Origin of the sequence: Caballeronia sp. LjRoot34 (genome assembly GCF_964253815.1) — a bacterium.
Classification (GTDB): Bacteria; Pseudomonadota; Gammaproteobacteria; order Burkholderiales; family Burkholderiaceae; genus Caballeronia.
The window spans coordinates 215,004-240,744 of record NZ_CAXUSB020000002.1 but is presented as its reverse complement, the minus strand read 5'-3'; the positions used below and the strand labels follow the sequence as shown (position 1 = coordinate 240,744).

Here is a 25,741-nt window from a genome sequence, read left to right as displayed (position 1 = left end):
GGGAGAACCCAGTTTTACCCGGGCTTTCCTGCTACTTCTATACCGCAGTCGCCTCGCGGCCCGCGTGCTCCTGCGTTGTTGCGAAACGCTTTTTTGCAGGCTCGGTACTCGCGGCGCGGCCGCGGATGAAGTCCGAAGCTTTCTCGGCAATCATCAACGTCGGCGCATTGGTGTTCGAGCTGACGATGCGCGGCATCACGGACGAATCCGCTACCCGTAGCCCTTCAATGCCATGCACGCGCAACTGCGGATCGACGACCGACAGTGGGTCAATACCCATCTTGCAGGTTCCGACCGGGTGATAGCCGGTGCGGCCATATTGCTGTGCATAGGTTTCGTACTCGGCCTGCGTACGGACCGATGTGCCCGGAAAGTGTTCGCTTTTGAGGTACTTGCTCAACGCACTTTGGCTCATGATCTCGCGGCTCTGCCTGATACCCTCCACGGCCACCTTGAGGTCGTACGGGTCGCGGATATACGCGGGGTCGATAATCGGCGCATCGGCAGGATCAGTGCTGTGCAGCGTCACGCTGCCGCGACTGCGAGGGCGCAAAAAATACGAATTCAACGTACATCCGGAGCCGGACGGAACGGGCGGCACACCGGCTTCCACGCCCGCGCCCGGCAAGAAATGAAACTGCAGATCAGGCGTCGGCACGTTCTGGTCCGAGTACCAGAAGGCTCCGCCCTCCGCAATGTTCGAGGTAACGGGACCCTTGTTGAAGAGTTTGTACTCGATACCCGCAAGCAGCATCATGTGCTTCTTCGCGTACTTGTCGAGGCTGTACGGGCCGTTGAGCTCGTACACAATGTCGATATCGAAGTGGTCCTGCAAATTCTGTCCGACGCCGTCGAGCGCATGCAGCGGCTTCACGCCCGCGCGTTCTAGATCCGCCGCGCGACCGATACCCGAGAGCATCAGGAGTTTGGGTGAGCCGATCGCACCAGCCGTTACGATGACCTCGCGCTCGGCGCGCGCAAGGGTCACATTCGAGCGGTCATGGCGCGTGGAATATTCCACGCCGACCGCGCGGCCGTTTTCGATCACTACGCGTGATACGAGACAATCGGTCTTGACCGTCAGGTTACTGCGCGAGCGCGCTTCGCGCAGATAACCCACCACCGCGCTGCAACGCTTGCCGTTGCGCTGCGTGACCTGATAGACGCCCACCCCTTCCTGTTGCGCACCGTTGAAGTCACTGTTGTGCGGCATGCCGGCCTGCTGTCCAGCCAGCACAAACGCGCGCGTCAGTTCGTTGACGCTGATGAGATCGGACACACCAAGCGGGCCGCCAACTCCGTGATACTCATTGCAAAGGCGCTCGTTGTCTTCCATGCGTCGAAGATAGGGCAGCACACCCTCGCGAAAGCCCCAGCCGGCGCAACCATCGCGTTCCCAGCCGTCGTAATCGGACGGTTGGCCGCGGGTGTACACCATTGCGTTGATCGAGCCGCCGCCGCCGAGCACACGGCCTTGCGCAAACGGGATTTCCCGGCGCTGGGTTTCGGCGGTAGCCGCCGTGCGATAACCCCAGGTCAGCGGCCCCCCCGTCATCTTGGCGAAACCGGCGGGCATGTGGATGTACGGGTCGGTATCGGCGGGACCGGCTTCGAGCAACAGTACCCGGTTGCCCGCATCCTCGCTCAGCCGCGCGGCCATTACGCAGCCCGCCGCACCACCACCCACGATCACATAGTCGTACATTGCTGTCTCCAATACTGTTCTTCACGCCAACGCATCCAGTTCACGCGGCTCTTGCCGGCCGCTTTGGGATCACGCGATTCCGGTCAGGCGATCCAGCGCGGCCGGTTACCGAGCTGGATGTGAACCGACTTTAGTTCGGTGTACTCTTCTATTCCGTAGCGCCCGGTCTCACGGCCAATACCCGATTGCTTCACGCCGCCAATAGGCAATTCCGGGCCGCCGGTGATCGTGCAGTTCACCCAGATGCGCCCGGCCTGCACGTCGCGCACGCTGCGAATCGCACCCTGCAGATCACGCGTCCAGATACTCGCGGCAAGTCCGTACGGCACGCTGTTGGCGATTTGCATCGCCTGCTCCGCGGTGTCAAAAGACGTGACGGAAAGCACGGGACCGAAGATTTCCTCTTGCGCCAGTTCGCTATGGGCATCGACGTTACGAAACACCGTCGGCTGGATGAAAAAGCGCTCGCCTTCGCTCGTGGCCGTGCCACCGCAAACGAGCTGCGCACCGTCGCGCTTGCCCGCTTCGATGAAGCCGAGAATCTTGTCGAACTGACGTGCTTCGACAATCGCGCCCACATGATTTGTGGCATCGAGCGGATCACCCACGCGCACTTTTTCGATCACCGCCTTCACACGCTCGACTAACTCCTGCTCAACCGAGCGATGCACGACTAGACGGCTGCCTGACACGCAGCACTGACCCGCGTTGAAACAGATACCGAACGCGATGGCGTCGGCGGCATCGTCGAGATCGGCGTCCGCGAACACGATCTGCGGATTCTTGCCACCGAGTTCAAGTCCGACCTTCTTCATGTTGCCACCCGCTGCAACGAGCACCGAGCGGCCGACGGGTGTCGAACCGGTGAACGAGATCATGTCGACGTCCATGTGTTCTGCCAGTGCCTGCCCCACGACCGAACCGAAGCCCGTCACTACATTAACCACGCCGTCCGGAAGACCCGCCTCGGTGAGCAATGCAGCGAGTTTGAGCGTGGTGGTCGAAGTCAGTTCCGACGGCTTGATGACGGCGGTGCAACCGGCCGCGAGCACGAACGGAAGACGTTCAGAAAGAATGAAGAACGGAAAATTCCACGGCGTGACAATGCCCACCACACCAACGGGCTGACGCACGACGAGTCCGAACATATCGGCGCCGAGCGTGTCGTGCGAGTCGCCATGCGCCACCCGTGCAAGGCCCGCAGCATATTCCCAGATACCGGCAGCGGCGTTCACTTCGCCCCGCGACTGCCCAATGGGTTTGCCGCTCTCCAGCGTTTCCAGATACGCGAGCACCTCGACGTTGTCACGGATTAACACGGCCGTTTTCAGCAGCACCGTGGCGCGTTGTTCGCCCGATAAACGCGACCAGCGGCCGTCGTCGAATGCGCGGCGAGCAGCGGCTACCGCAACGTTCAGGTCGTCCACCGATGCACGGCTCGTGACCGTCACCGGCACGCCATGTCCCGGGCTCTTGCGCGTGACAAACTCGCTGCCGGCGCGGGAATAATCCTTCCCGTCGATGTACATCGGCGTGCGGACCGGCTCGGCCGGCAGACGCAGTTGCGATGCGAGTTCGCTCAGATTGCTCGGATTGCTCATCGATATCTCCAGTTTATTGCTCCACGCTGCACGCTGGCAGCGCGGCATCATTCGGCGTGCCCATCGGCGCATTCGCCCCGGGCTATTTTGCGGCTCATTCTGCACCATCCGGTTACTTTATCGCAATGCCTTTTTGGTCTATAGTCGCTCAAACGACGCGGCGACCACCCGCGCCCATTCCCCTCATCCAGATCGACACCATGACCCTTGCGACCACGCCAAGAAGCCGTACTGCGAAACCCGCCACGGCGACCGGCACGCAGCAGCCTCCGCGACAACGCGACCCTGAAGTAACCCGCGCACGCATTCTCGAAGCGGCCAAGAAGGAGTTCGCGAAACTCGGCCTGGCCGGCGCTCGGGTAGAGGCTATTGCGACGCGCGCGAAAGCCAACAAGCGCATGATTTACCATTACTTCGGCAGCAAGGAAGAGTTGTTCCAGGTCGTGCTCGAAGACGCTTATGCCGATATCCGGTCTGCCGAACTGAAACTCAACCTCGATCATCTTTCCCCCGAAGACGCTATCGTCGCGCTCTCCACGCACACCTGGAACTACTATCTGAAGAACCCCGAGTTCATGACGCTCGTGAACAGCGAAAACCTTCATAAAGCGCGCCATGTGAAGAAGTCCGAACGTTTCAAAGAACTGCATCAAGGCTTCATCTCCATGCTGCAACGCATCCTCGATCGCGGCGTGGCGGACAAGACCTTTCGCCCAGGTGTCGATGCACGTCAACTGCATATCACCATGGCCGCTATCGGCTACTACTACCTCACTAACCGCTACACCAGCGGCGTGATCTTCGACATCGACTTCATGAGCAAGGAAGCCTTGAAGAACAGGCTCGACTTCAACGTCGAGACGGTGCTTCGACTGCTGCGTCCTTGATGCCCGCGCTGCACGGGGCAAGCCCCGTGCACGTTTTCTACGCGACCGTCTCGCGCTTGCTCTGCTGCAAAAGCGCGTCGTCCACCAGCGGACGAAACGCCATTCTCGCCAGTACATCACGCTCCAGATCCACGCCTCGCGCTACTTCAATCAGCCTCACGCCTTCCGGCTCCAGTCGAAAAACCGCGCGCTCCGTCACGTACAAGACCTCTTGCCCGGCAATGCGCGCTTGCGCGCCGCTGAACGTAATGTGCTGAACGCGTTCGACCAGCTTGCCAACGCTTCCCGGCTTGACGATGTTCACTCCATCTCCCACACGTTCGACCTGCAGCCCCTTCGCTTCGAAACTACCGCAAAACACGATCTTTCGCGCGCCCTGAGTGATGTCGATGAAACCACCCGGACCCACCACCGTCGCGCCAAGTTTCGACACGTTGATGTTTCCCTCGCCGTCCATCTCACCCATGCCGAGGAACGTGATATCCACGCCGCCACCGCTATAGAAGTCGAACTGATCGACGCTCGACAGGATGGCTTCGGCGTTGCGCGCCGTGCCGAACATGGGACCGTCGAGCATTGCGCCGTTGTGGATGCCTTGTTCGACCGACCCCCAGAATGTGCCCAGACGTCCTTGCGTTGCAAGAATTCCGGGGATGCCGCCGGGAATGCCAAAGCCGAAGTTCGCAGACTGCCCTTCGTGTAGTTCGTCCGCCGCGCGCGCAGCGATGATGTGACGGATGCCCGTCGGCACTTCATAAAACCCGTCATCGATCGGGCTCAGCACCTCGCCGCTCAACGCCGGATCGTAGTCCGACACAACGCACTGCACCTGGGTTGGAACCTCCACCAGTGTGTCCACGAGAATGCCCGGAATGCGTACGAGCCGGGCCGGCACATAACCATCGCGCGCACGCTCCTTCACCTGCACGATGACGTGGCCACCGCTGTTGTGTGCAGCGAGCGCGGCGGCGTAGGTATCGAGATCCGCCGGTTCGCGACGCAACGTGACGTTGCCGCTCGCATCTGCCGACGACCCGCGCACAATCGCGAAGTCCACCTTGAAGGGCTTGTAGCGAAGATACTCGCGCCCGTCGAGTTCGATCAACTCCACCAGATCTTCGGTCGCGCGTGCGTTGATCTTGCCGCCATCGATGCGTGGATCGACGAAGGTGCGCAACCCCACATGCGTAATCAGCCCGGGACGACCCGCGCCAATCTCGCGCAATAACGTGGAGATCGCGCCGGCAGGAAAACTGTACGCCTCGAACGCATCGTCCTTCGCCATTTGCTGCATGGCCGGCGACCAGCTCCAGTGCCCGCCGATCACCCGCTTGACCATGCCCGCATGCGCAAAACGGCCGAGGCCACTGCCTTTACCGTCGCCGATACCCAGTGCATGAACCACCGTCAGGTCGCGCGGGTGACCGGTCTTGAGAAAGCGCTGTTCGAGCTTTTCAAGCACGGCGTCCGGCTCGAGCAAACCACCGCCCGACCCTGCCAGCGCGATCGTCGCACCGTCGAAAATTGCCTCGACCGCCTCTGCGCAATCCATCCACTTATTCAACACACCCTCCACTCAGATCGACCTAAAAGCTCGTTGACAGCGGTACTTCGTTGGTCTTAAATAACGAACCAGATGGTTACTTGTTGCCAATGTTGGCACATCGATCCGGGTAATTCAAGGCTTGTCGCATCGCGCTCGGGTTTACCTGCAGAGGCGTGATCCGGCACTTTGCAGATCCCACAAAACAGAGGGACACAGCATGAAACTTTCAGAAACGCACGAGCAGATCCGCGACGCCACGCGGCGATTTGCGCAAGAGATGATTCGTCCGATCGTTGAGGAACTGGACCGCGACGAACGCTTTCCAGCGGAGATTTACCGGCAGATGGGGGAGCTCGGACTGTTCGGCATCACGGTGCCCGAAGCGTTCGGCGGCGCAGGGCTGGATGTGACCGCGTATGCGATCGTGATGGAAGAATTGTCGCGAGGTTACGCATCCGTCGCCGATCAATGCGGCCTGCTCGAACTCGTCGGCACCTTGCTTAGCGTGCATGGCACCGACGCCCAGCGCGCCCGGTACATGCAGCCGCTGTTGAGCGCGGCGTTGCGGCCGGCGTACTGCATCACCGAGTCCGATGCCGGCACCGACGTATCAGGCATTCGCACCACCGCGACGCGTACGGCCGACGGCTGGGAACTGAACGGCGCGAAGCTGTGGATTCACAACGCGCCGGTTGCCGATCTTGCATTCGTGCTCGCTCGCACCGATCCCGCGGCGGGCAAGCGCGGCATGAGCATCTTCGTGGTCGATTGCCATCTGCCCGGCGTATCGAAGGGACCGAAGGAACACAAGATGGGCCAGCGCGCGTCGCAAGTCGGTGAGCTGCATTTCGATCGCGTGAAGCTTTCCCGCGATGCCCTGCTCGGTGCTGAAGGACGCGGCTTTCACATCATGATGAGCGTGCTCGACAAAGGCCGCGTAGGTATCGCGGCGCTTGCTGTGGGCATTGCGCAGGCGGGACTCGAGGCCGCGCTCGACTACGCGCAGACACGCAAGCAATTCGGCAGCAGGATCGCAGAGTTCCAGGGCATTCAATGGATGCTCGCAGACATGGCGAAGGACATTCAGGCGGCACGTCTGCTAGTGCACGACGCGGCGGCGCGACTCGAATCGGGCGACCGGGCAAGTATCGCCTGCTCGATGGCCAAGTGCTTCGCCGGCGATACAGCGGTCAAGCACAGCGCCAACGCGGTGCAGATCTTTGGCGGCAGCGGCTACATTCGCGGCTATGAAGTGGAGCGGCTTTATCGTGACGCGAAGATCACGCAGATCTATGAAGGCACGAATCAGATCCAGCGCACGATCATTGCCCGCGATCTCATCGCCAATGGAGCGCAACTGTGAGCGCCCGCCCCATTGCACTCGTGACAGGAAGCCGGCGTGGCATCGGCCGGGCGATTGCGATCGAACTCGGCCGCGCGGGATTCGATGTGGCGCTCACCGATATGGCTGCGTCGGATGAACTCGATCACGCGGTGGCCGAGGTCGAGCAAACCGGCGTTCGCGCTATCGCGGTAGCGTCCGATCTCGCCGATATCAATACGCATCAAGCCACATTGATCGAGATCGAAGAACGCCTCGGTGGTCAGATCGATTGCCTCGTGAACAACGCGGGCGTCTCGGTGATGTCACGCGGCGATCTGCTCGATGTGAGCCCGGAGAGCTTCGACCGTTGCATGGGCGTGAATACGCGCGGCACGTTCTTCCTGACGCAGACGTTCGCCAGGCACGTCATTGCGCGTGGTCGTCCGAGCGTGGCGCCGCATCCAAGCATCGTCACGATCACTTCGTCTAACGCCGTCGCGGCCTCGCCGCTGCGCGCGGAATATTGCGTATCGAAGGCGGGGCTGTCGATGGCAAGCACGCTCTTCTCATTGCGGCTCGCTGAGCATGGCATCAGCGTGTATGAAGTCCAGCCGGGCTTGATCGAAACCGAAATGACCGCGCCTTCCCGAGCGCGCTACGACGCACAAATGGAACAAGGGCTGACGGCCATCAAGCGCTGGGGCACGCCTCAGGAAGTGGCCACGACCGTCAGGACACTCGTCACCGGCGGCTTGCCGTATAGCGTTGGACAGGCGATCCGCGTCGATGGCGGCCTGCTCGTCAACAAATACTGATACGCACATGAACTCGACACTCAGACTTCCCACGGCGCTCGGCACGATGGAACCTTATCGCCTGGAGGGCGTGCCGCTTTCCATCGTCAAGCCCGCGCGTCCGTTCAACCGAATCGCTTATTCGGCCGCTCATGTCGTGGCCGACCCTTTGCGTGCGGGTGAGTTGAATGCGCCGCCTGTGATCGATTGGGCACGTACCATCGACTATCGGCGTTACCTGTTGAATCAGGGGCTGGGCATTGCCGAGGCAATGGACACCGCGCAGCGCGGCATGGGGCTGCCATGGAGCAGCGCGCTTGAACTCATCACGCGCACGCTTGCGGAAACGCGCGACATTCCAGATGCGCTGATCGCCTCCGGTTGCGGAACTGATCACGTGACGTTGCACACGGTCACAAATTGCGACGACGTGATCCGCGCGTATGCCGACCAACTTGAAGCGGTGCAGCGTCTCGGCGGCCGCGTGATCCTCATGGCAAGCCGCGCGCTCGCACGCGTGGCAAAGTCGCCACGGGATTATCGGCGTGTATATCGCGAGGTGCTGGCGATGTGCGACCAGCCCGTCATCCTGCACTGGCTCGGCGACATGTTCGATCCGGAACTCGCGGGTTACTGGGGCGTGTCCACGTTCGAAGAAGCGGCCGATGTGTGCCTCGACATCATTGGCGAGAACGTGGAGAAAGTGGACGGCATCAAGATCTCGTTGCTCGACGATCACAAGGAGATCGCGTTCCGGCGACGCCTGCCGCAACAGGTCAAGATGTACACCGGCGATGACTTCAACTATCCAGCGTTGATTGCCGGAGATGACGCGCATTTCTCCCATGCGCTGCTCGGCATCTTCGATGCCATTGCGCCTGCGGCATCGCAAGCACTCGCGGCGCTGGCCACCGGCGATCGGGCGCGCTTTGACGCCCTGCTCGCACCGACCGTGCCGCTCTCGCGCCATATCTTCCGTGCGCCCACGCAATACTACAAGACGGGCGTGGTGTTCCTCGCTTACCTCAATGGCTTCCAGGATCACTTCTTCATGCTGGGCGGTCATCACGGCATGCGTCCGCCCGCCTATCTCGCCGATGTCTTCCGGCTCGCCGATCAAGCCGGCCTGCTGCGCGATCCTGCGGACGCTTTGAATCGGATACGCAGGACCATGACGTCGCTCGGTTGCGGAGACTGACCATGTCGCAATCGATGCAACCTGTCAGACACATGGTGTTGTGCAAGTTCAGCCGCGACGTGACACCCGAACGTCGGGCGGCTTTCTTCGAGCAGATACGGCGGCTCACCGAAGTGCCCGGCATCGAATTCAGCAACTTTCAAGGTGGCCCGAATGTCTCGCCGGAAGGGTATGCGATGGGTTTCGCCGATGGTTTCATGATGGACTTTGCGAGCCGCAACGCGTGCTTTTCATATCTCGCACATCCCACGCACCGTGCGATCGGGGAGCGTCTTATCGAAGCACTCGATGGCGGTGTGCAAGGGCTGATAGTCTTCGATATCGATCTGGAAATTTATGAGAACCCTGCAAGGAAGACTCGATCTGTGCTCGATCAACACCGCGACCCTCGGGCATCGAGAACCACTCAGCAGTACGATTGATCGCATTGCGAAAGCCGGCTTCGGCGGGATCGCGCCCTGGCGCCGCGAGGTTGAAGACACGAATGTCCGCGACATCGCGCGGCAAATCAGGTCGCTGGGTCTCACGGTCACCGGATACTGTCGCTCGACTTATCTCCCGGCGGCCACCCGAGCGCAATTCGCGGCGAACATCGAATCGAACAAGGCTGCGTTACTCGATGCCGCCGAACTCGGTGCGCGTTGTTTCGTGATGGTGGTCGGTGGTTTGCCCGAAGGCAGCCGGGATCTCGCGGGAGCGCGCGAACAGGTGAGCGAAGGGATAGCAGAATTGCTTGGCGCCGCGCGCGATTCCGGCGTGCCGCTTGCTCTGGAACCGCTGCATCCGATGTACGCCGCCGACCGTTCCGTGCTCAGCACGATAGAGCAAGCCCTGCAGGTCTGCGATGACGTAGACCCGGAACGCTCGGGCTTTCTTGGTGTTGCAATCGACATCTACCACTGCTGGTGGGACCCGCATCTGGAAGCATCCATCCAGGCAGCTGGACGCGCTGGGCGCATCTATGCGCATCATGTATGCGACTGGCTGCGTGACACGAGCGACCTGTTGCTCGATCGCGGCATGATGGGCGACGGCGTGGTAGATCTTCGCGGCATCAGGGGATGCGTCGAAGACACCGGTTATAACGGCCTCATTGAAGTCGAGATATTTTCCCGACACAACTGGTGGCAACGGGATCCGGACGAAGTGCTGGCGATCTGCGCGCAACGTTTGCAGACCGTATGCTGAAACATCGGGAGACACGCATGATTCGTTGGGGTGTATTGGGCGCAGCAAGGATTGCGGGCAATTTCGTCGTGCCGGCAATTCAACGATCGAGCAATGGGCGCGTGATATCGATTGCCAGCCGCGATATTGAACGTGCGCGTGTATTCGCGCGGCAGCACGAGATAGCACACGCGTGCTCGACGTACGAAGAGATTATCGATAACGCCGATGTGGACGCAGTCTATATTCCACTCCCTACGGCGAGCCATTTCGAATGGTGCAAGAAGGCTTTGCTAGCGGGAAAACATGTGCTGTGCGAAAAGCCGATCGCAATGAGCGCTTCGCAGGTCGAGACGCTCATCGCCCTGTGCGACGAAACCGGCCTGATCTGTGGCGAGGCGTTCATGGTCGCGCATCATCCGCAATGGACCTACGTGCGTGATTGCATCGCGAATGACGCGATTGGAAAACTTACGCTTGTAGAGGGATCGTTCACCTACTTCAACGACGATCCGAACGCGCTAAAGAATAATCTTGCGCTAGGCGGTGGCGGCGTGCGCGACATCGGCGTTTATCCAATCGTGACAACGCGGCTTGCAACAGGCCTCGAACCGCTGCGAGTGACCGCTGATGTGACCATTGATCCGCGCTATGGCACTGACAAGCTCGCCGTATGCAACCTCGTGTTCCCGGGTTTCGTCCTGCATTTCTACTGTGGGACACAGTTGGCTCGACGCCAGCACATGATTTTTCACGGCACCCAAGGCTGGCTCAGTGTTGAAGCACCGTTCAATCCGGGCGTTTATGGCGCAGCCAGGGTTTTGCATCGTTCGGACACGGCGGGAAGCATTGATGTCACCGACTTCGGCGCAGTCGATCAATATCAGACAATGGTCGAAGACTTCGCCGCGGCGGTGCGTGGCGAGCGCCCTTCCATTAAATTTTCACTCGAGAGTTCGCTAGCCAATCAACGGGTCGTCGATCAGGTTCTTGCGCACACGGACAAGGTCTGACTCAGGTTGGCCGGGACGTTGGCAACTTGCGGAGAGTGCTGGGACTAATGGCAACATTAATTCAGCGGGACGGCCAGCATCCAATCAACTTCATACAGTGCGGTCCAATCCGACATACGGCGTCTCGCGGAGACCGCACCCGGGCAACATCCATTTACCAGCCGAGGCCGGCATTCAGGACGTGTCCACCAGGTCGCTGCCGATATGCAGCGGACAGTAGTGATCGCAGGCGCGAGCGGATGCATTCTCGCGTGGGCGCAAGGTTCTCGTCCTGACCGCGCGCACGGATCATTTTGCAGCCATCGAACAGGCCCTGGCTGGACGAATCGAAAAGACTTTCACGCTACATGGATGATGTCCAGGAAGCTTCGCAATCAGGTGATTGCTGAACTCGACGGGCTACCCTGCTGATGCTCCTTGAGTGCCCCTCGCGACCGGCAAGCTTGTCGGCTAGGGGTTTGACCATCCGCCGCTAGATACGCTCGCTCTTGCAATGCCGACTCATGGAAGGGTACCCTCACGGAAAGCCCCGGCCGGACTAAACAGCCGTTGTGAACCCGGAGCGGTCTAGCTGTGCACCACGGCCGCCGCGTCAGATCGTCGTTCTCTCGCCCGACTTCCATTGGCTCGGACTGGATGTCCACCGCTCACCTACACACCCTACCTTCCTGCTATGTCGGTCGGCCTTTGAACGACTCCGACCCGGCCGAAAGGAAGTATGTGTTTATGGTCGCGAGTGACAACGCTTCAACTACTCGAAGTACAGCGCGACGCGGTCCGTCGTCCAGGTTGCTACGCCAGTGCCGAAAAAATCAGCATCTTCCGTCCAAATAGGGCATCCAATTATCATCGCACACGCAAGAACAGGCCAGTCATCGGCGTCTCTTCGCTCAATGCGCTGCAGGGCCTTCTGCTTCATGTCGAGATAAATGTCGGCATCAATGACCTGAACGACTGAAACCAGATCGTCGAGTACCTGCATGGCAGCTTCACTCGGAATACCACGCTTCTTCAGCAGTGGGGGTAGATACTTTCTGGCGTCAGCATAAGCAACATCAGGGGCGAAAAATCTGACTGCAACAGCGTGTTCGACTATAAGTTCGCGCACTCGCTTGCCGAGGACAGCGCGAATCAAAATATTTGCATCTAGAACGATCGCCTTGTTACTCATGCAGTTTTCGCGTGCGCCTTTTTGCGGTCGCCGGCGGGCCTGCGAGCTGCCTTGAAATCGGACACGATTGCTTCAACGTCAACGCCCTGCTCTGCAAGAAGCCGATCCAACGTCCTGCCTGCTTTTTTCAGAGCTGCAATATCCCCTTCGTTCTGACCTTGTGCCGGAATGAAGTAGCCTACCGTCTGCCCGTGACGTGTGACAGCCACCGGCGTGCTCGCGGCAATATACTCTGCCAGATCCGCCCGGAATTCCCGGATACCAACCTTGATTGTTTCCATGATCTCGCCTCCACGAATGGCGCCTGATTGTGAATCTGTGTGTACACATTTTACGCTGAGCGTGCCCTGGATGCAAGGCCGGTCGGTGCGGGCGCTCGCGCCCAGCCGACAAGCTGGCCTGGACGTAGGCAGGGCGATCGTCTCAGATATTCGCGTTTCGAAAGCGAGGACTGGTTATTGCCGAAAAGAGACGCTCTGACACCGCTAGCGATCCGCGAATCAGCCTACCGTGAAAGACCTGTTGAACGTTTAACAGACGGACTGGTTCGGGCACGCTCCACAGCCAGCCGTCAAATATTGGGATTCACTTTGCCGGATAGGGGAATTCACAGTGGGCCGAAATAAGGTGCTCGCCCATGGTCCTTCCAGTTGCTTGCGGAAGGTCTAAGCGGCGCCGGCTGCGGGACTCTTTGGTGGGGCAGAATCGACAATGAGCCTGGGGTATCGATTCCGGACGATCGGAAGTTATCCCCACGAAGCCCTAGTCCTGAAAAGCAAAACTCCGCTGCACGCGGGTTTTCAGGACACTGCTGGACTGTGATTGTCCCCAGCCGGTCCCCAAGGGGACGCAGCGCGCGCAAATGACTGTGAACTCGGAAAATTCTGGTGGGCCGGGTGGGATTCGAACCCACTATCGGTCGATTATGAGTCGACAGCTTATACCAATTAAGCTTCCGGCCCTTTTGCAGGAAAACGCCCTGCCGCGAGTAGACGCGCTCAAGGAAGACGTCGAGCGACGCTTCCGGCACGCAGCGAATTCTATCCGACTGCACTCGCGAAGGTCTGCGAGTTTGCCTTGAAACGGCCTATAAAACAAGCGCGGCGGACCATTCGGCCCGCCGCGCTTGACTCATCAACCAGACATCAATTCCCTTCCAGGAACGACTTCAGCTTGTCCGAACGGCTCGGGTGACGAAGCTTGCGCAGCGCCTTCGCCTCGATCTGGCGAATCCGCTCACGCGTCACATCGAACTGCTTGCCCACTTCCTCGAGCGTGTGGTCCGTGCTCATCTCAATACCGAAACGCATCCGCAACACCTTCGCCTCGCGTGGCGTCAGCGAATCGAGCACGTCCTTCACCACGTCGCGCATGCTGGCATGCAGCGCGGCGTCGGCCGGCGCCACCGTATTCGTATCTTCGATAAAGTCGCCAAGATGCGAATCATCGTCGTCACCGATCGGCGTTTCCATGGAGATCGGTTCCTTCGCGATCTTCATGATCTTGCGGATCTTGTCTTCCGGCATTTCCATCTTTTCAGCAAGCGTTGCCGGATCCGGCTCAAGCCCCGTTTCCTGCAGGATCTGCCGCGAAATACGGTTCATCTTGTTGATCGTTTCGATCATGTGAACCGGAATCCGGATGGTGCGCGCCTGGTCGGCGATCGAACGCGTGATGGCCTGACGAATCCACCACGTGGCGTACGTCGAGAACTTATAACCACGACGATATTCGAACTTGTCCACCGCCTTCATCAAACCAATGTTGCCTTCCTGGATCAGATCCAGAAATTGCAGGCCGCGGTTTGTGTACTTCTTGGCAATCGAAATCACAAGACGCAAGTTCGCTTCCGTCATTTCACGTTTCGCCTGACGCGCCTTCAGTTCGCCGGCCGCCATCTGGCGGTTGGTTTCCTTCAGGTCCTTCAACGGCAGCACAACACGCGCCTGCAAGTCGAGCAAACGTTGCTGCTGTTCGCGAATCGCCGGAACGTTACGCGCAAGAATCACGCTATAGCCATGATTCTCGGCAACGACCTTCTCCGACCACTCGAGATCCGTTTCGCTGCCCGGAAAGCGCGCGATGAATTCGGCACGCGGCATACCGCATTTATCGACAACGGTATGCAGGATCTGGCGTTCCACCTGACGGACTTCATCCACTTGCGCACGCAACGTGTCGCACAGACGCTCGACAGTCCGCGCGGTAAAACGGATGGTCATCAGCTCGCTCTGAATGGCTTCTTGCGCCTTCAAATAAGCCTTCGACTTATAACCTTCCTTCTCATACGCGCGGCGCATCTTGTCGAACCACTCGCTGATCAGCGAGAACTTCTCGAGCGACGCACGCTTGAGCGCTTCCAGCTGCGCTGCGTTGGCGTTGGCCTGAGCCGTGGTTTCGTCGACTTCTTCCTCGTCCTCGCTCGCCTCTTCCTCTTCTTCCTCTTCGCTTTCGATAGCTTCCGCTTCCTGCTCGGAGAAACCGTCGGCGTCGGCGGCGTTCGGGTCGATCAGGCCGTCGACCAGTTCGTCCACGCGCGTTTCTTCGTTCTGCACGCGCTCAGCCATGGCCAGAATGTCAGCGATAGTCGTCGGGCAAGCAGAAATGGCCATGACCATGTGCTTGAGGCCGTCTTCAATCCGCTTCGCGATCTCGATTTCGCCTTCGCGCGTCAGCAGTTCGACGGTACCCATTTCACGCATGTACATGCGGACGGGGTCGGTCGTGCGGCCGAATTCGGAGTCGACAGTGGAAAGCGCGACTTCGGCTTCTTCTTCAACTTCATCGTCCGATGAAGCCGCCGGGGCGTTGTCGTTGAGGAGCAGCGTTTCAGCGTCGGGCGCTTGCTCGTAGACCGCCACGCCCATGTCGTTGAACGTGCTGATGATCCCTTCGATAGCTTCCGTTTCCGTGAAGTTATCGGGCAGGTGATCGTTGATTTCAGCGTAGGTCAGGAAGCCGCGTTCCTTGCCGAGCTTGATCAGCGCGCGCAGCTTCGCACGCCGCTCTTCGAGCTCTTCAACCGTACCGGGCGCGCTCGAGGCGAACGCGTCCTTCAACAGCGCTTTTTCCTTCGCACGCCGGTCGCGCGCCTTGACCTTTTCGACCTTGGCCGGAGGCGCGGCTACAGCATCCGCAGCGGGGGCCACGGCCGGGTCGGCCTGCACGTTTTGCGTTGCGTCGTCATCGACGGGTACTTCGTTCAGCTTTTTCGTCATGGAGTTCGCCGTACCGGCTTTAGTCTCGACTCGCGGCTGCTGGACGACAGCCGATGGAACCGTAGATACAGAATATGCGCGCGCTGCCTTGTCCTGCGACCCCTTGGCAGTGCGTCGCCCCGAGTCCTGCGCCGGCCCCCGCTTCACGACGCGCACGCGAGCCAGCTTCGACCCCTGCTTCGTGTTGCGTTTCCGGCCCGCATTAGCAGCCGCTTCCGTTGCACTCGCTTGCTTGCCGGCCGGAGTTCCGGCCTTGCCACTCCTGCCAGCCTCGCCCGCTATCAGGCCAACCTGCTCCTTCGACTGACCCGGCGTCTTCTTGCCCACCGGCCTCACGACTTCCGCCGTTCTGGCCGACCCTTTAGACCCGTTAGGGCCTTTAGACCCGTTACTCACTGCCGACGCAACCGGGTTTCTTTTGCTTGCACCCGATGGAGGAGAGGGAATGGCGATCGCTCGGGCCTTCGACACTCCGGGGGAAGGAACTGACCGGCTATGGGCCACTGCCCGTTTCGACTCGCTTGAGCCGCGTACCGTCGTTTTCTTCCCGCTAGCAGTCTTAACCATGCGTGCCTCACCTCTTTCGCAAATGAGCACAAAAAGTCAAAAAACAACTTGCTGAAAATCTTTAATTGTAGCATGTAGGTCTTAAATGTCCCGACTCACCCCGCGCAAGGCCTTAATTTGAGCAGCTTTAGCCGATAAATCCGAGAATTCGGCAATTTCTTCCGCAGTCAAGCTCGATTGCTGCGCCAGTTGATCCAGCCGATTCCTATAGCTGTCGTGACGCAGCTTGACAACCGTTGCATGCAACTCTTCCGCGAGCAGCTTTTTCTGCTCCTGTACGCGTTCGTTGGCGCCTTCGTCGGCCGGATCGCGCATCAACAGATCCCGTACATTTTCATCATAGGCGAGAATTTCCTGGAAGATATCCTCGTAAGTCGGGGCATTTGCGGCATTGCGCAACAGATCCGACAGCATCTGGAATTCCGCCGTTTCTCCCAGTTCCCGCGCATGCCCGATCACCTCGCTGAACAACTCGCCGTGCTCGGTCATGGTGATCAGCGTCTGCTCGCTTTCGTGATCGAGCGTGGCGTAAATGGCCGGGTACATCACCAGATTACGCAATGCACGCTGCTCATGGCCCTTTACGCGACGACGCTCGCTCTTCGGCAGCGCCGCGCGGGCAACGGCGGCAGCTCGCGAGTCGATGTCACACAATGCCGCGATTTCACCAAACGGTGTATTCAGCCGATCGGCCAGCATGTGCAGGATCTGCACGCGCAACGCGTTCGCCGGTAACGCCTGAAGCAGCGGCTTGGCGTCGAAAAGCGCCTTGGCGCGGCCTTCCGGCTGGTCGAGTTCCTTGTCGTTAAGGACTTCGTTCAACAGGAATTGCGACAGCGGCATCGCGCGGTCGACCTGCTCGCCGAAACCGTCAGTGCCGAATTCACGCACGTAACTGTCCGGGTCGTGTTCCTTCGGCAGGAACAGGAAGCGGATCGTGCGGTTGTCGGCGGCATGCGGCAGGCAGGCATCCAGCGCACGGCGCGCGGCGCGGCGGCCAGCAGAGTCACCATCGAAACTGAACACGACGGTATCTGTCTGACGAAACAATTTCTGTACGTGAACCGGCGTGCAAGCCGTACCTAGCGTAGCAACCGCGTTCGCAAAACCCAATTGCGCCAGCGCAACAACGTCCATATACCCTTCGACGACCAGCGCGTATCCGAGTTCACGAATGGCCAGCCGCGCTTCGAAAAGGCCGTACAACTCGCTGCCTTTGCTGAACAGCGGCGTTTCGGGCGAATTCAGGTACTTCGGCTCGCCGCCGTCGAGCACGCGCCCGCCAAAGCCGATCACATTGCCCTTCACGTTCCGGATAGGGAACATGACGCGTTCGCGAAAGCGGTCGTATCGGCGAGACTGGCCCTGGTTGTCGCTTTTCTCGCTGACGATCACCAGACCCGCTTCCACCAGATTGTCGTTCTTGTAATCGGGGAATGCCGCTTCCAGGCTCTGCCAGCCGTCCGGCGCGTACCCGAGCCCGAAGCGCAATGCGATTTCGCCCGTCAGGCCACGCTTTTTCAAATATTCGATAGCGTTGGGCGCGCCGCGTAACTGCTTGCGATAGAACTCGCAGGCGGTCTGCATGACTTCGGTCAACGCAACGCTGACGGCTTTGCTCGGCGCGGGAGCGTAGCCTTCGCCGCCCGACACGCCGCCAACTCCACCGCGCATCGACGGTTCCTGCGGCACGGTCAGGCCGCAGGACTGGGCGAGTTCCTTGACTGCTTCGGGGAACGTAAGCCCGGTGTGCTCCATGAGAAAGCTGATCGCCGTGCCGTGCGCGCCGCAGCCAAAGCAGTGATAGAACTGCTTCGTCGGGCTGACGGTGAACGACGGGCTCTTCTCGTTATGAAACGGGCACAGGCCCATGAAGTTCGCGCCGCCCTTCTTCAACTGGACGAACTTGCCCACCACGTCGACGATATCGACGCGGTTCAGCAAGTCCTGAAGAAACGAATGCGGAATCACTTAGTGAGTTTTCTGGATCAGACTTTCTTAAGTACTTAAGCAGGCTTATTTGGCAAACTCATCTTGCAGGTTTATTTCGCAAGCTTATTTGGCAAGCGCCGCTTTGACCAGCCCAGACACCGCGGTCATATCTGCACGGCCCGCCAGCTTCGGTTTCAGCACGCCCATCACCTTGCCCATGTCCTGTGGTCCGGCGGCGCCGGTTGCCGCCACAGCCACCTGAATCTCGGCGTCGATGGCTTCATTGGACATCTGCTCAGGCATGTAGGCTGCCAGAACGACCAGCTCGGCTTGCTCCTTCGCCACGAGGTCGTCGCGGCCGGCCGTCTGGAACTGGCTGATCGAGTCCTTGCGCTGCTTGATCATTTTGTCGATGACCGCCGTGATGGCTGCGTCGTCCAGCGTCACGCGCTCGTCGACTTCGCGCTGCTTGATTGCCGCGAGCAGCAGCCGGATGGTGCCGAGGCGATCGGTTTCGCGGGCGCGCATCGCGGTTTTCATGTCGTCGGTGATCTGGTCTTTGAGGCTCATCGCTTGGGAACTCTGCTGGTGCTGTGTTGAGAGAATGCGGACGTCAGCCGTTCATGGCGCTAAAGCAAAAACCCGCTTGGGACGTTTCCTCAAGCGGGATCATGAACGGGGTGATTCGGGTACCTTTGAAGCCGGCCGGCATGACGCCGAGGCAGGGTCCCGAGACAGGTCGAGTGGCCGTTCGCGGCAGGGATCGTCTTCTATCTTCATGGATCACCGCCCGGTTTTCACTCATTTTGCGCTCGCGCCCGCTTGGTGCCGATTGCCGCTACGAACGAAGCAGTATAGCAGGTCGAAATCAGGATTTCCCGGGGGAAACGGCCTTGCACGGATACCCGCCCTTACGGGTGAAAGCCATACTGGTCGTGCCTTTGCGGTTCTAGATGCGAACCAGTTCGGCCGCCGCTTTGCCCGCCGCCACGCCCGACGCCCATGCCCACTGGAAGTTGTAGCCGCCGAGCCAGCCAGTGACATCGACCGCCTCGCCGATGAAATATAAACCCGCGACGCGCGAACTCATCATGGTCGTCGATGAAAGCTCGCGGGTGTCCACGCCGCCGCGCGTGACCTCAGCCTTCCGGTACCCTTCCGTGCCGTTCGGCGTGAGTGTCCAGCGGGACAGGGATTCGCCGATCTGGCGCAGCGTTTTGTCGGGGAGATCGGCGAGACGGGCGTCGGCGGGCACGCGCTGCACGTCGAGCCAAGTTTGGGCGAGCCTCGCCGGCACGCGCTCGGCGAGAAACGTGCCGACCTGTTTGCGCGATTCCCGCTTGGCCGCGATCAGTTCGCTGGTGGCATCGACGCCGGGCAACAAGTCGATGCAAATAGGCTCCGACGGGTTCCAGTAGCTCGAAATCTGCAGCACGCCAGGTCCCGATAAACCGCGGTGCGTGAGCAGCAGGTCCTCGCTGAATTCCCCACGGCTGCGGCCAGCGCCTGCGCTGAGCTCCACGGGCACGGACAATCCGGATAACGCCGCGAACGGCTCCCAGTCGGCAGGCGCGAAGGTCAACGGCACCAGGGCGGGACGGGTATCAATCAGCTTGTGACCGAATTGCTTCGCCAGCCGATACGCGAAATCCGTCGCGCCGATTTTCGGGATCGACAGGCCGCCGGTTGCTACGACGAGTGCTGCGCTTGAGATCGTGCCGGCGCTGCTGTCGAGGAAAAACCGGGCGCCGTCTTGGCGGATCGACTCGACGGTGACGGGCCGGCGCCACGTCACGCCGCCCGCGTCGCATTCGCTTTTCAGGAGCTGGATGATCGATTCGCTGGAGTCATCGCAGAAAAGCTGGCCTTTATGTTTCTCATGCCAATCCACGCGATGACGCTTGAGCAGCGCGAGAAAATCCTGCGGTGTGTAGCGAGCAAGCGCAGAGCGGCAAAAATGCGGATTTGCCGACAGGAAGTTAGCCGGTCCGGCATTGATATTCGTAAAGTTGCAGCGGCCGCCGCCCGAGATGCGGATTTTTTCCGCGAGCCGTTCGGCATGGTCGATCAGGACCACCCGGCGGCCGTTTTGCGCGGCTACCGCGGCGCACATCATGCCCGCCGCGCCCGCGCCGATGACTGCGATATCGTAGGTTTCCATGGCGCGCATTGTAACGGTTGGTGTGTTTGGGTTCTAACGGGTGAAGCGCGGGCCGTGGTTCATGGTTTGCCGCGGTGCGCGGGTCGCGGTGCGTGGACCAAGGCGTCCACCCCGACTACCGTCCAAAAGCAACGCCATTAGGTGAAACGAAGCCAAACCCGCCCACTGCTATACTTGTCCGTTAATCCAAACACCTCTGCCCCATGCTTGTTCTAGGCATCGAAAGTTCCTGCGACGAAACCGGCCTTGCGCTCTACGACACCGAGCGCGGCCTGCTTTCGCACGCGCTGCATTCGCAAATCGCCATGCACAGGGAATACGGCGGTGTCGTGCCGGAACTGGCCTCTCGCGACCACATCCGCCGGGCATTGCCTCTTCTCGAACAAGTCATGGCGGAAGCCGGCACGGTGCCAACGGATATCGACGCTATTGCATTTACGCAAGGCCCCGGCCTCGCCGGGGCGCTGCTGGTGGGCGCGAGCATCGCCAATGCGCTTGCTATGGCATGGGACCTGCCGACCGTCGGGATTCATCATCTGGAAGGGCATCTGCTGTCGCCGCTGCTGGTGAGCGAGCCGCCGCCGTTTCCGTTCGTCGCGTTATTGGTGTCGGGCGGCCATACGCAATTGATGCGCGTGACCGACGTAGGCGAATATGAAACGCTCGGCGAGACGCTGGACGACGCCGCCGGCGAAGCCTTCGACAAAACCGCGAAATTGCTGGGCCTGGGTTATCCGGGCGGCCCGGAAGTCTCGCGGCTCGCCGAATTCGGCATATCCGGCGCAGTTAAACTGCCGCGCCCGATGCTGCATTCCGGCGATCTGGATTTCAGCTTCAGCGGGTTAAAAACCGCAGTACTGACTCACAGCCGCAAGCTTGGCGCGAACATCTGCGAGCAATCGAAAGCGGATCTGGCGCGGGGTTTCGTCGATGCCGCCGTCGATGTGCTGACCACAAAGTCGATCGCTGCGTTAAAGCAGACGGGCCTGAACCGGCTGGTCGTGGCGGGCGGCGTGGGCGCGAACAGGCAATTGCGCGAGGCACTGTCCGCCGCCGCGAAAAAGCGTCGCTTCGACGTGCATTACCCGGATTTGTCGCTATGTACCGATAACGGCGCGATGATTGCCCTCGCCGGCGCCTTGCGTCTCGCGCGTTGGCCCGATCAGGCCGTACGCGATTACGCGTTCACGGTGAAACCGCGTTGGGATTTGACATCGCTGGCGGCGGCTTAAGGCTTAAGTAGCTGCAAGCGCTAAAAAGCTACCCGACTCGCTCAAACAGCCGCGCCTGACACCCGCTTGTCATGCTCGATCACTGCGTAGGCGCTGTGATTGTGGATCGACTCGAAGTTCTCGGCTTCCAGCACATACGCCACAATTCGTTCGTCCGCATTCAGTCGCGTGGCGACATCGCGAACCAGGTCTTCAACGAATTTCGGGTTCTCGTAAGCACGCTCGGTCACGAATTTCTCGTCGGGCCGCTTCAGCAAACCCCACAACTCGCACGAGGCTTCTTCTTCCGCGATACGGATCAAGTCCTCGATCGCGACATCGCCCTTCAGCTCCGCCGCGATAGTCACATGCGAGCGCTGGTTATGCGCGCCGTACTGCGAAATCTGCTTCGAGCACGGGCACAGGCTAGTAACCGGTACGAGCACTTTCAACGATATCCGCGTCTCGCCGTCACGCACCTCACCGGTCAACGTAACCTCGTAATCCATCAGGCTTTGCACGCCGGACACCGGCGCGGTCTTCATGACGAAGTACGGAAACGACACCTCGATACGCCCCGAATGCGCCTCGAGCTTCGCCAGCATCGACGCGAGCATGGTGCGGAATGCAGCCTGGTCGAGCGGCGCGCGGTGTTCGTCGAGTAAAGCGACGAAGCGCGACATGTGCGTGCCTTTTTGATCGGCGGGAAGATGAACGTCGAGATTCCACACGCCAACGCCCGGCTGCAATTCGCCGCTGGACGTCCGGATGGTCAGCGGATATCGAACCGCTTTTACGCCCACGCGCTGGATTGGAATCTGCCGGACGTCGAGCGAACTCTGGACATCGGGCATCGCGAAGGCGGGATTCATCTGATTCATTCTTTTTCCTTGTCCGTGGCGTGAATCTCGTCGCGCGAACCTTGACGCGCACGGATGAAACCACCAGACAGGCGTCCCCGACGCCCGTCTTCACCACACGTTCTTCGCGTCAGGCGACGCGTTTCGTCAGCTTGCCCGCATCGGTTTCGACGGCGCTAGTGGCGCTACTGACGTTATCGAGAAAGCGCTCGCGAATCGACTTGGCAATGCCAGCGCCATCCAGCCCGCACGAAACAAGCAGCTTGACCGGATCGCCGTGATCGATAAATACATCGGGTAAGCCCAGTTGCAGCACGGGCTTGATGACCGCGCTCGCCAACAGGCTTTCCACGCATGCCGAGCCCGCGCCGCCCATGATCGCGCCTTCTTCCACGGTCACGAGCGCGTCGTGGGTGGCGGCGAGTTCACGCAGCAATTCGGCGTCGATCGGCTTCACGAAGCGCATGTTCGCGACGGTGGCGTCCAGTTCCTCGGCCGCCGCCAGCGCGGGGGCGACCATGGTCCCGAACGCAAGGATCGCGATGCGCTTGCCGGAACCCACTTTCTGCGTGGACTCACGGCGGATTTCGCCCTTGCCGAGCGGAATCGCGGTCATCTTCTTGACGATCTTCACGCCCGTACCGGCACCGCGCGGGTAGCGAACAGCAGACGGATTGGGCTGCTGCAAAGCGGTGTACAGCATTTGACGGCATTCGTTTTCGTCTGAAGCCGCCATCACCGTCATGTTCGGGATGCAGCGCAGGAACGCGAGATCATAATTACCCGCGTGCGTCGCGCCGTCCGCGCCCACCAGACCGGCGCGATCGATAGCGAATACCACCGGCAGGTTCTGCAGCGCGACGTCATGGATCAACTGGTCGTAGGCGCGCTGCAAGAACGTGGAATAGATTGCTACAACCGGGCGCATGCCGTCGGCGGCGAGACCGCCCGCGAACGTCACGGCGTGTTGTTCCGCGATACCCACATCGAAATAACGATCCGGGAAACGCTTCTCGAATTCCACCATGCCCGAGCCTTCGCGCATGGCCGGCGTAATGCCCACGACCCGCGAATCCTGCTCGGCGGCGTCGCACAGCCATTCGCCGAAGACCTGCGTATAAGTCTTCTTCGATGGCGCCGTCGACGGCTTGATGCCCTCCGCCGGATTGAACTTGCCGGGACCGTGATAGAGAACCGGATCGGCTTCGGCAAGCTTGTAACCCTGCCCCTTCTTCGTTACGACGTGCAGGAACTGCGGACCGCGCAATTCCTTGATATTTTGCAGCGTAGGAATCAGCGATTCCAGATCATGTCCATCAATCGGACCGATGTAGTTAAAGCCAAATTCCTCGAACAACGTGGCCGGCACAATCATGCCTTTCGCGTGTTCCTCAAGCTTGCGCGCGAGGTCCAGCATGGGCGGTGCGACACGCAGCACGCGTTCCACACCGGCGCGCGCGGCAGCATAGAAACGCCCCGACATCAAGCGTGCCAGATGGCGATTCAACGCGCCCACCGGCGGGGAGATCGACATGTCGTTGTCGTTCAGGATCACTAGCAGCGGCACGTCGTCGGCCACGCCGGCATTGTTCATGGCCTCGAACGCCATGCCGGCGGTCATCGCGCCGTCGCCGATCACCGCGATCGAATAACGGTTGTCGCCCTGCAGTTTGCTGGCGATCGCCATGCCGAGCGCCGCCGAAATGGACGTGCTGGAATGCGCGGTGCCGAAGGTGTCGTATTTCGATTCGCTACGGCGCGGGAAGCCGGAAATGCCGCCGGCCTGGCGCAGCGTCTTCATCTGATCGCGACGGCCGGTCAGGATCTTGTGCGGATAAGTCTGATGACCCACGTCCCAGACAATGCGATCGTGCGGGGTATCGAAGACGTAATGGAGCGCGATCGTCAGTTCGACCGTTCCGAGATTCGACGACAAATGCCCGCCCGTCTGCGACACGCTGTCAAGCACGTAGGCACGCAGCTCTTCGGCCAGCGGTTTTAGTTCGTGGCGGTCCAGGGCGCGCAAGGCGGCCGGATCGTCGATGGTTTTCAGCAAGTCGTACATCGTCGTCCCATTTAGGAAAACTGGCGGAAGCCGTTCGGTTGTTACCCGGCGCTGCTTAAGACAGCATGCGTAAGGTGCCGCAAGTTGCATCAGGCACGCCCGCCGGTCCCGCGTTTTATCGTATGTTTCAGTGCACCCGGTTCACAACCAGGTCAGCCAATTCCCCGAGCCGACCGGCACGCGGGCCAAAGGGCGCGAGCGCGGCGTGCGCATCGCGGCCCAGTTGCGCCGCCAGTTCGCGCGATGCATCGAGCCCGATGATCGACACGTAGGTCGGCTTGTCATCCTTCGCGTCCTTGCCCGCTGTTTTGCCCAGCGTGGCGGAGTCGGCCGTGACGTCGAGAATGTCGTCCACCACCTGAAACGCGAGTCCGACCGCAGCCGCGTAGGCGTCCAGTGCGTTCATGGCGGCTGCATCGGGCGCTTCGCCACAGAGTGCACCCATTCGCACGGCCGCGCGCAGCAACGCGCCGGTTTTCTTGCGATGCATGGTTTCAAGTTCCGGGCGCGACAGCTTGCGGCCCACGCTTTCCAGATCGATTGCCTGGCCGCCCGCCATGCCGATCGAACCGCTTGCCAGCGCCAGTTCACGCGTCAGCGACGCCTGCTGCGCCGTGCTCAGGCCGTTGTCGGCCGTCAGCGCAATGAAAGCTTGCGACTGCAGGGCGTCGCCGACCAATAATGCCGTCGCTTCGTCATATTGCACGTGTACCGTTGGTTTTCCGCGACGCAAGGCGTCGTCGTCCATGGCCGGCATGTCGTCATGCACCAGCGAATACACGTGAATCATCTCGAGCGCCGCGCTCGCCGCTTCCAGTTGCTGCGAACCGGCGCCGGTCAACTCACCGGCTGCGTGGCACAACAGCGGGCGAACCCGCTTGCCGCCGCCAAGCACCGCGTAGCGCATGGCTTCATGCAGTTTGGCGGGCGCGATGTCCGTTCCCGGCAAGTAATGCTCCAGCGCCGTTTCCACGCGGTCAAGGCTCGCGCGCATCCATTGATCGAAAGTCATAAGTCGTCCCCGTTATCTGCCGTTGTGCCGGCGCCCTGAGTGGCGCGCTGGACCTCGGCGGGCAGCGGTTTTAGTGTGTCGCCGTCGAGCACGCGAACTTGCTGCTCGACCTTCTCTAGTTGTTGCTGGCAAAAGCCGACGAGCGCCGCGCCGCGCCGGTAAGCCGCCAGCGATTCTTCAAGGCTCAGCGCGCCGCCCTCCATGCGCGCCACGAGCCCCTCCAGTTCGGCCAGCGCCGTTTCGTAGTTCTCCGGGAGCGGCGCGTTGTCCGCGCTTGCCGAGCCTTCCTGCGTTGCGGTCTTCGCCATG

The 25,741-nt window shown here is 60.5% G+C and carries 21 protein-coding genes and 1 tRNA gene; 8 read left to right on the top strand and 14 right to left on the bottom strand.

Features of this window, described 5'->3' with window-relative positions; genetic code table 11:
- Positions 1-37 precede the first annotated feature (37 nt).
- Together ACSQ36_RS20465 and ACSQ36_RS20460 are read right to left on the bottom strand one after the other, a co-directional pair.
- Positions 38-1,705, bottom strand: coding sequence for a GMC family oxidoreductase (locus ACSQ36_RS20465; protein WP_436183364.1), 1,668 nt, complete (start codon positions 1,703-1,705; stop codon positions 38-40).
- A gap of 83 nt (positions 1,706-1,788) precedes the next feature.
- Positions 1,789-3,306: an aldehyde dehydrogenase family protein gene (locus tag ACSQ36_RS20460; protein ID WP_436183363.1), complete on the bottom strand. Its 1,518-nt coding sequence runs from the start codon at positions 3,304-3,306 to the stop codon at positions 1,789-1,791.
- Between the two features lie 200 nt (positions 3,307-3,506).
- Between ACSQ36_RS20460 and ACSQ36_RS20455 the strand changes: the two genes are divergently transcribed.
- Positions 3,507-4,193: a TetR/AcrR family transcriptional regulator gene (locus ACSQ36_RS20455; RefSeq protein ID WP_436183362.1), complete on the top strand. Its 687-nt coding sequence runs from the start codon at positions 3,507-3,509 to the stop codon at positions 4,191-4,193.
- Positions 4,194-4,230: 37 nt separating this feature from the next.
- On the opposite strand, the gene ACSQ36_RS20450 is transcribed toward ACSQ36_RS20455, so the two are convergent.
- Positions 4,231-5,745 (bottom strand): acyl CoA:acetate/3-ketoacid CoA transferase, encoded by a 1,515-nt coding sequence (locus ACSQ36_RS20450; RefSeq protein WP_436184902.1) that lies wholly within the window; start codon positions 5,743-5,745, stop codon positions 4,231-4,233.
- A gap of 211 nt (positions 5,746-5,956) precedes the next feature.
- Between ACSQ36_RS20450 and ACSQ36_RS20445 the strand changes: the two genes are divergently transcribed.
- The 6 genes from ACSQ36_RS20445 to ACSQ36_RS20420 are packed head-to-tail and all read left to right on the top strand — an operon-like array spanning position 5,957 to position 11,235.
- The gene (locus ACSQ36_RS20445) at positions 5,957-7,102 is read left to right on the top strand and encodes an acyl-CoA dehydrogenase family protein (protein ID WP_436183361.1); all 1,146 of its coding nucleotides are present in this window, start codon (positions 5,957-5,959) and stop codon (positions 7,100-7,102) included.
- Positions 7,099-7,878: a 3-ketoacyl-ACP reductase gene (locus ACSQ36_RS20440; RefSeq protein ID WP_436183360.1), complete on the top strand. Its 780-nt coding sequence runs from the start codon at positions 7,099-7,101 to the stop codon at positions 7,876-7,878. Before ACSQ36_RS20445 ends, ACSQ36_RS20440 begins: the two co-directional genes overlap by 4 nt.
- A 7-nt stretch (positions 7,879-7,885) precedes the next feature.
- Positions 7,886-9,055 (top strand): dihydrodipicolinate synthase family protein, encoded by a 1,170-nt coding sequence (locus ACSQ36_RS20435; protein ID WP_436183359.1) that lies wholly within the window; start codon positions 7,886-7,888, stop codon positions 9,053-9,055.
- 2 nt (positions 9,056-9,057) lie between these two features.
- Positions 9,058-9,477 (top strand): Dabb family protein, encoded by a 420-nt coding sequence (locus ACSQ36_RS20430; RefSeq protein WP_436183358.1) that lies wholly within the window; start codon positions 9,058-9,060, stop codon positions 9,475-9,477.
- On the top strand, positions 9,392-10,243 hold the full coding sequence (locus ACSQ36_RS20425) for a sugar phosphate isomerase/epimerase family protein (protein WP_436183357.1): 852 nt from the start codon (positions 9,392-9,394) through the stop codon (positions 10,241-10,243). Before ACSQ36_RS20430 ends, ACSQ36_RS20425 begins: the two co-directional genes overlap by 86 nt.
- A gap of 17 nt (positions 10,244-10,260) precedes the next feature.
- On the top strand, positions 10,261-11,235 hold the full coding sequence (locus tag ACSQ36_RS20420; protein ID WP_436183356.1) for a Gfo/Idh/MocA family protein: 975 nt from the start codon (positions 10,261-10,263) through the stop codon (positions 11,233-11,235).
- A gap of 751 nt (positions 11,236-11,986) precedes the next feature.
- Here ACSQ36_RS20420 and ACSQ36_RS20415 read toward each other — a convergent pair.
- From ACSQ36_RS20415 to ACSQ36_RS20385, 7 genes are all read right to left on the bottom strand, one after another.
- Positions 11,987-12,406, bottom strand: a complete 420-nt coding sequence (locus ACSQ36_RS20415; RefSeq protein ID WP_436183355.1) for a PIN domain-containing protein — start codon at positions 12,404-12,406, stop codon at positions 11,987-11,989.
- Entirely contained in the window at positions 12,403-12,687 is a 285-nt protein-coding gene (locus ACSQ36_RS20410) for a type II toxin-antitoxin system Phd/YefM family antitoxin (RefSeq protein WP_213768150.1), read from the bottom strand. Before ACSQ36_RS20410 ends, ACSQ36_RS20415 begins: the two co-directional genes overlap by 4 nt.
- 604 nt (positions 12,688-13,291) lie before the next feature.
- Positions 13,292-13,368 (bottom strand) — tRNA-Ile (locus tag ACSQ36_RS20405).
- Positions 13,369-13,551: 183 nt separating this feature from the next.
- Positions 13,552-15,771, bottom strand: coding sequence for an RNA polymerase sigma factor RpoD (rpoD, locus tag ACSQ36_RS20400; protein WP_436184901.1), 2,220 nt, complete (start codon positions 15,769-15,771; stop codon positions 13,552-13,554).
- Between the two features lie 501 nt (positions 15,772-16,272).
- Positions 16,273-18,162, bottom strand: a complete 1,890-nt coding sequence (gene dnaG, locus ACSQ36_RS20395; RefSeq protein WP_436183354.1) for a DNA primase — start codon at positions 18,160-18,162, stop codon at positions 16,273-16,275.
- Positions 18,163-18,246: 84 nt separating this feature from the next.
- Positions 18,247-18,693 carry a GatB/YqeY domain-containing protein gene (locus tag ACSQ36_RS20390; RefSeq protein WP_436183353.1) on the bottom strand — a complete coding sequence of 149 codons (447 nt, stop codon included), beginning with the start codon at positions 18,691-18,693 and terminating at the stop codon, positions 18,247-18,249.
- Positions 18,694-19,072: 379 nt separating this feature from the next.
- Positions 19,073-20,284 carry an NAD(P)/FAD-dependent oxidoreductase gene (locus ACSQ36_RS20385; protein WP_436183352.1) on the bottom strand — a complete coding sequence of 404 codons (1,212 nt, stop codon included), beginning with the start codon at positions 20,282-20,284 and terminating at the stop codon, positions 19,073-19,075.
- A 203-nt stretch (positions 20,285-20,487) separates the two neighbouring features.
- Between ACSQ36_RS20385 and tsaD the strand changes: the two genes are divergently transcribed.
- Positions 20,488-21,516 (top strand): tRNA (adenosine(37)-N6)-threonylcarbamoyltransferase complex transferase subunit TsaD, encoded by a 1,029-nt coding sequence (gene tsaD / locus ACSQ36_RS20380; RefSeq protein WP_436183351.1) that lies wholly within the window; start codon positions 20,488-20,490, stop codon positions 21,514-21,516.
- Between the two features lie 41 nt (positions 21,517-21,557).
- Here the strand turns inward: tsaD and folE2 are convergent, their stop codons facing one another.
- The 4 genes from folE2 to ACSQ36_RS20360 all read right to left on the bottom strand — a co-directional run bounded on the left by folE2 (position 21,558) and on the right by ACSQ36_RS20360 (position 25,740).
- Positions 21,558-22,376: a GTP cyclohydrolase FolE2 gene (gene folE2 / locus ACSQ36_RS20375; protein WP_213768143.1), complete on the bottom strand. Its 819-nt coding sequence runs from the start codon at positions 22,374-22,376 to the stop codon at positions 21,558-21,560.
- Positions 22,377-22,485: 109 nt separating this feature from the next.
- Complete coding sequence (dxs, locus tag ACSQ36_RS20370) at positions 22,486-24,420, bottom strand: 1-deoxy-D-xylulose-5-phosphate synthase (RefSeq protein WP_436183350.1); 1,935 nt, start codon at positions 24,418-24,420, stop codon at positions 22,486-22,488.
- A 127-nt stretch (positions 24,421-24,547) separates the two neighbouring features.
- Positions 24,548-25,432 carry a polyprenyl synthetase family protein gene (locus tag ACSQ36_RS20365; protein WP_436183349.1) on the bottom strand — a complete coding sequence of 295 codons (885 nt, stop codon included), beginning with the start codon at positions 25,430-25,432 and terminating at the stop codon, positions 24,548-24,550.
- Positions 25,429-25,740 (bottom strand): exodeoxyribonuclease VII small subunit, encoded by a 312-nt coding sequence (locus tag ACSQ36_RS20360; protein ID WP_158935703.1) that lies wholly within the window; start codon positions 25,738-25,740, stop codon positions 25,429-25,431. Before ACSQ36_RS20360 ends, ACSQ36_RS20365 begins: the two co-directional genes overlap by 4 nt.
- Position 25,741 lies beyond the last annotated feature (1 nt).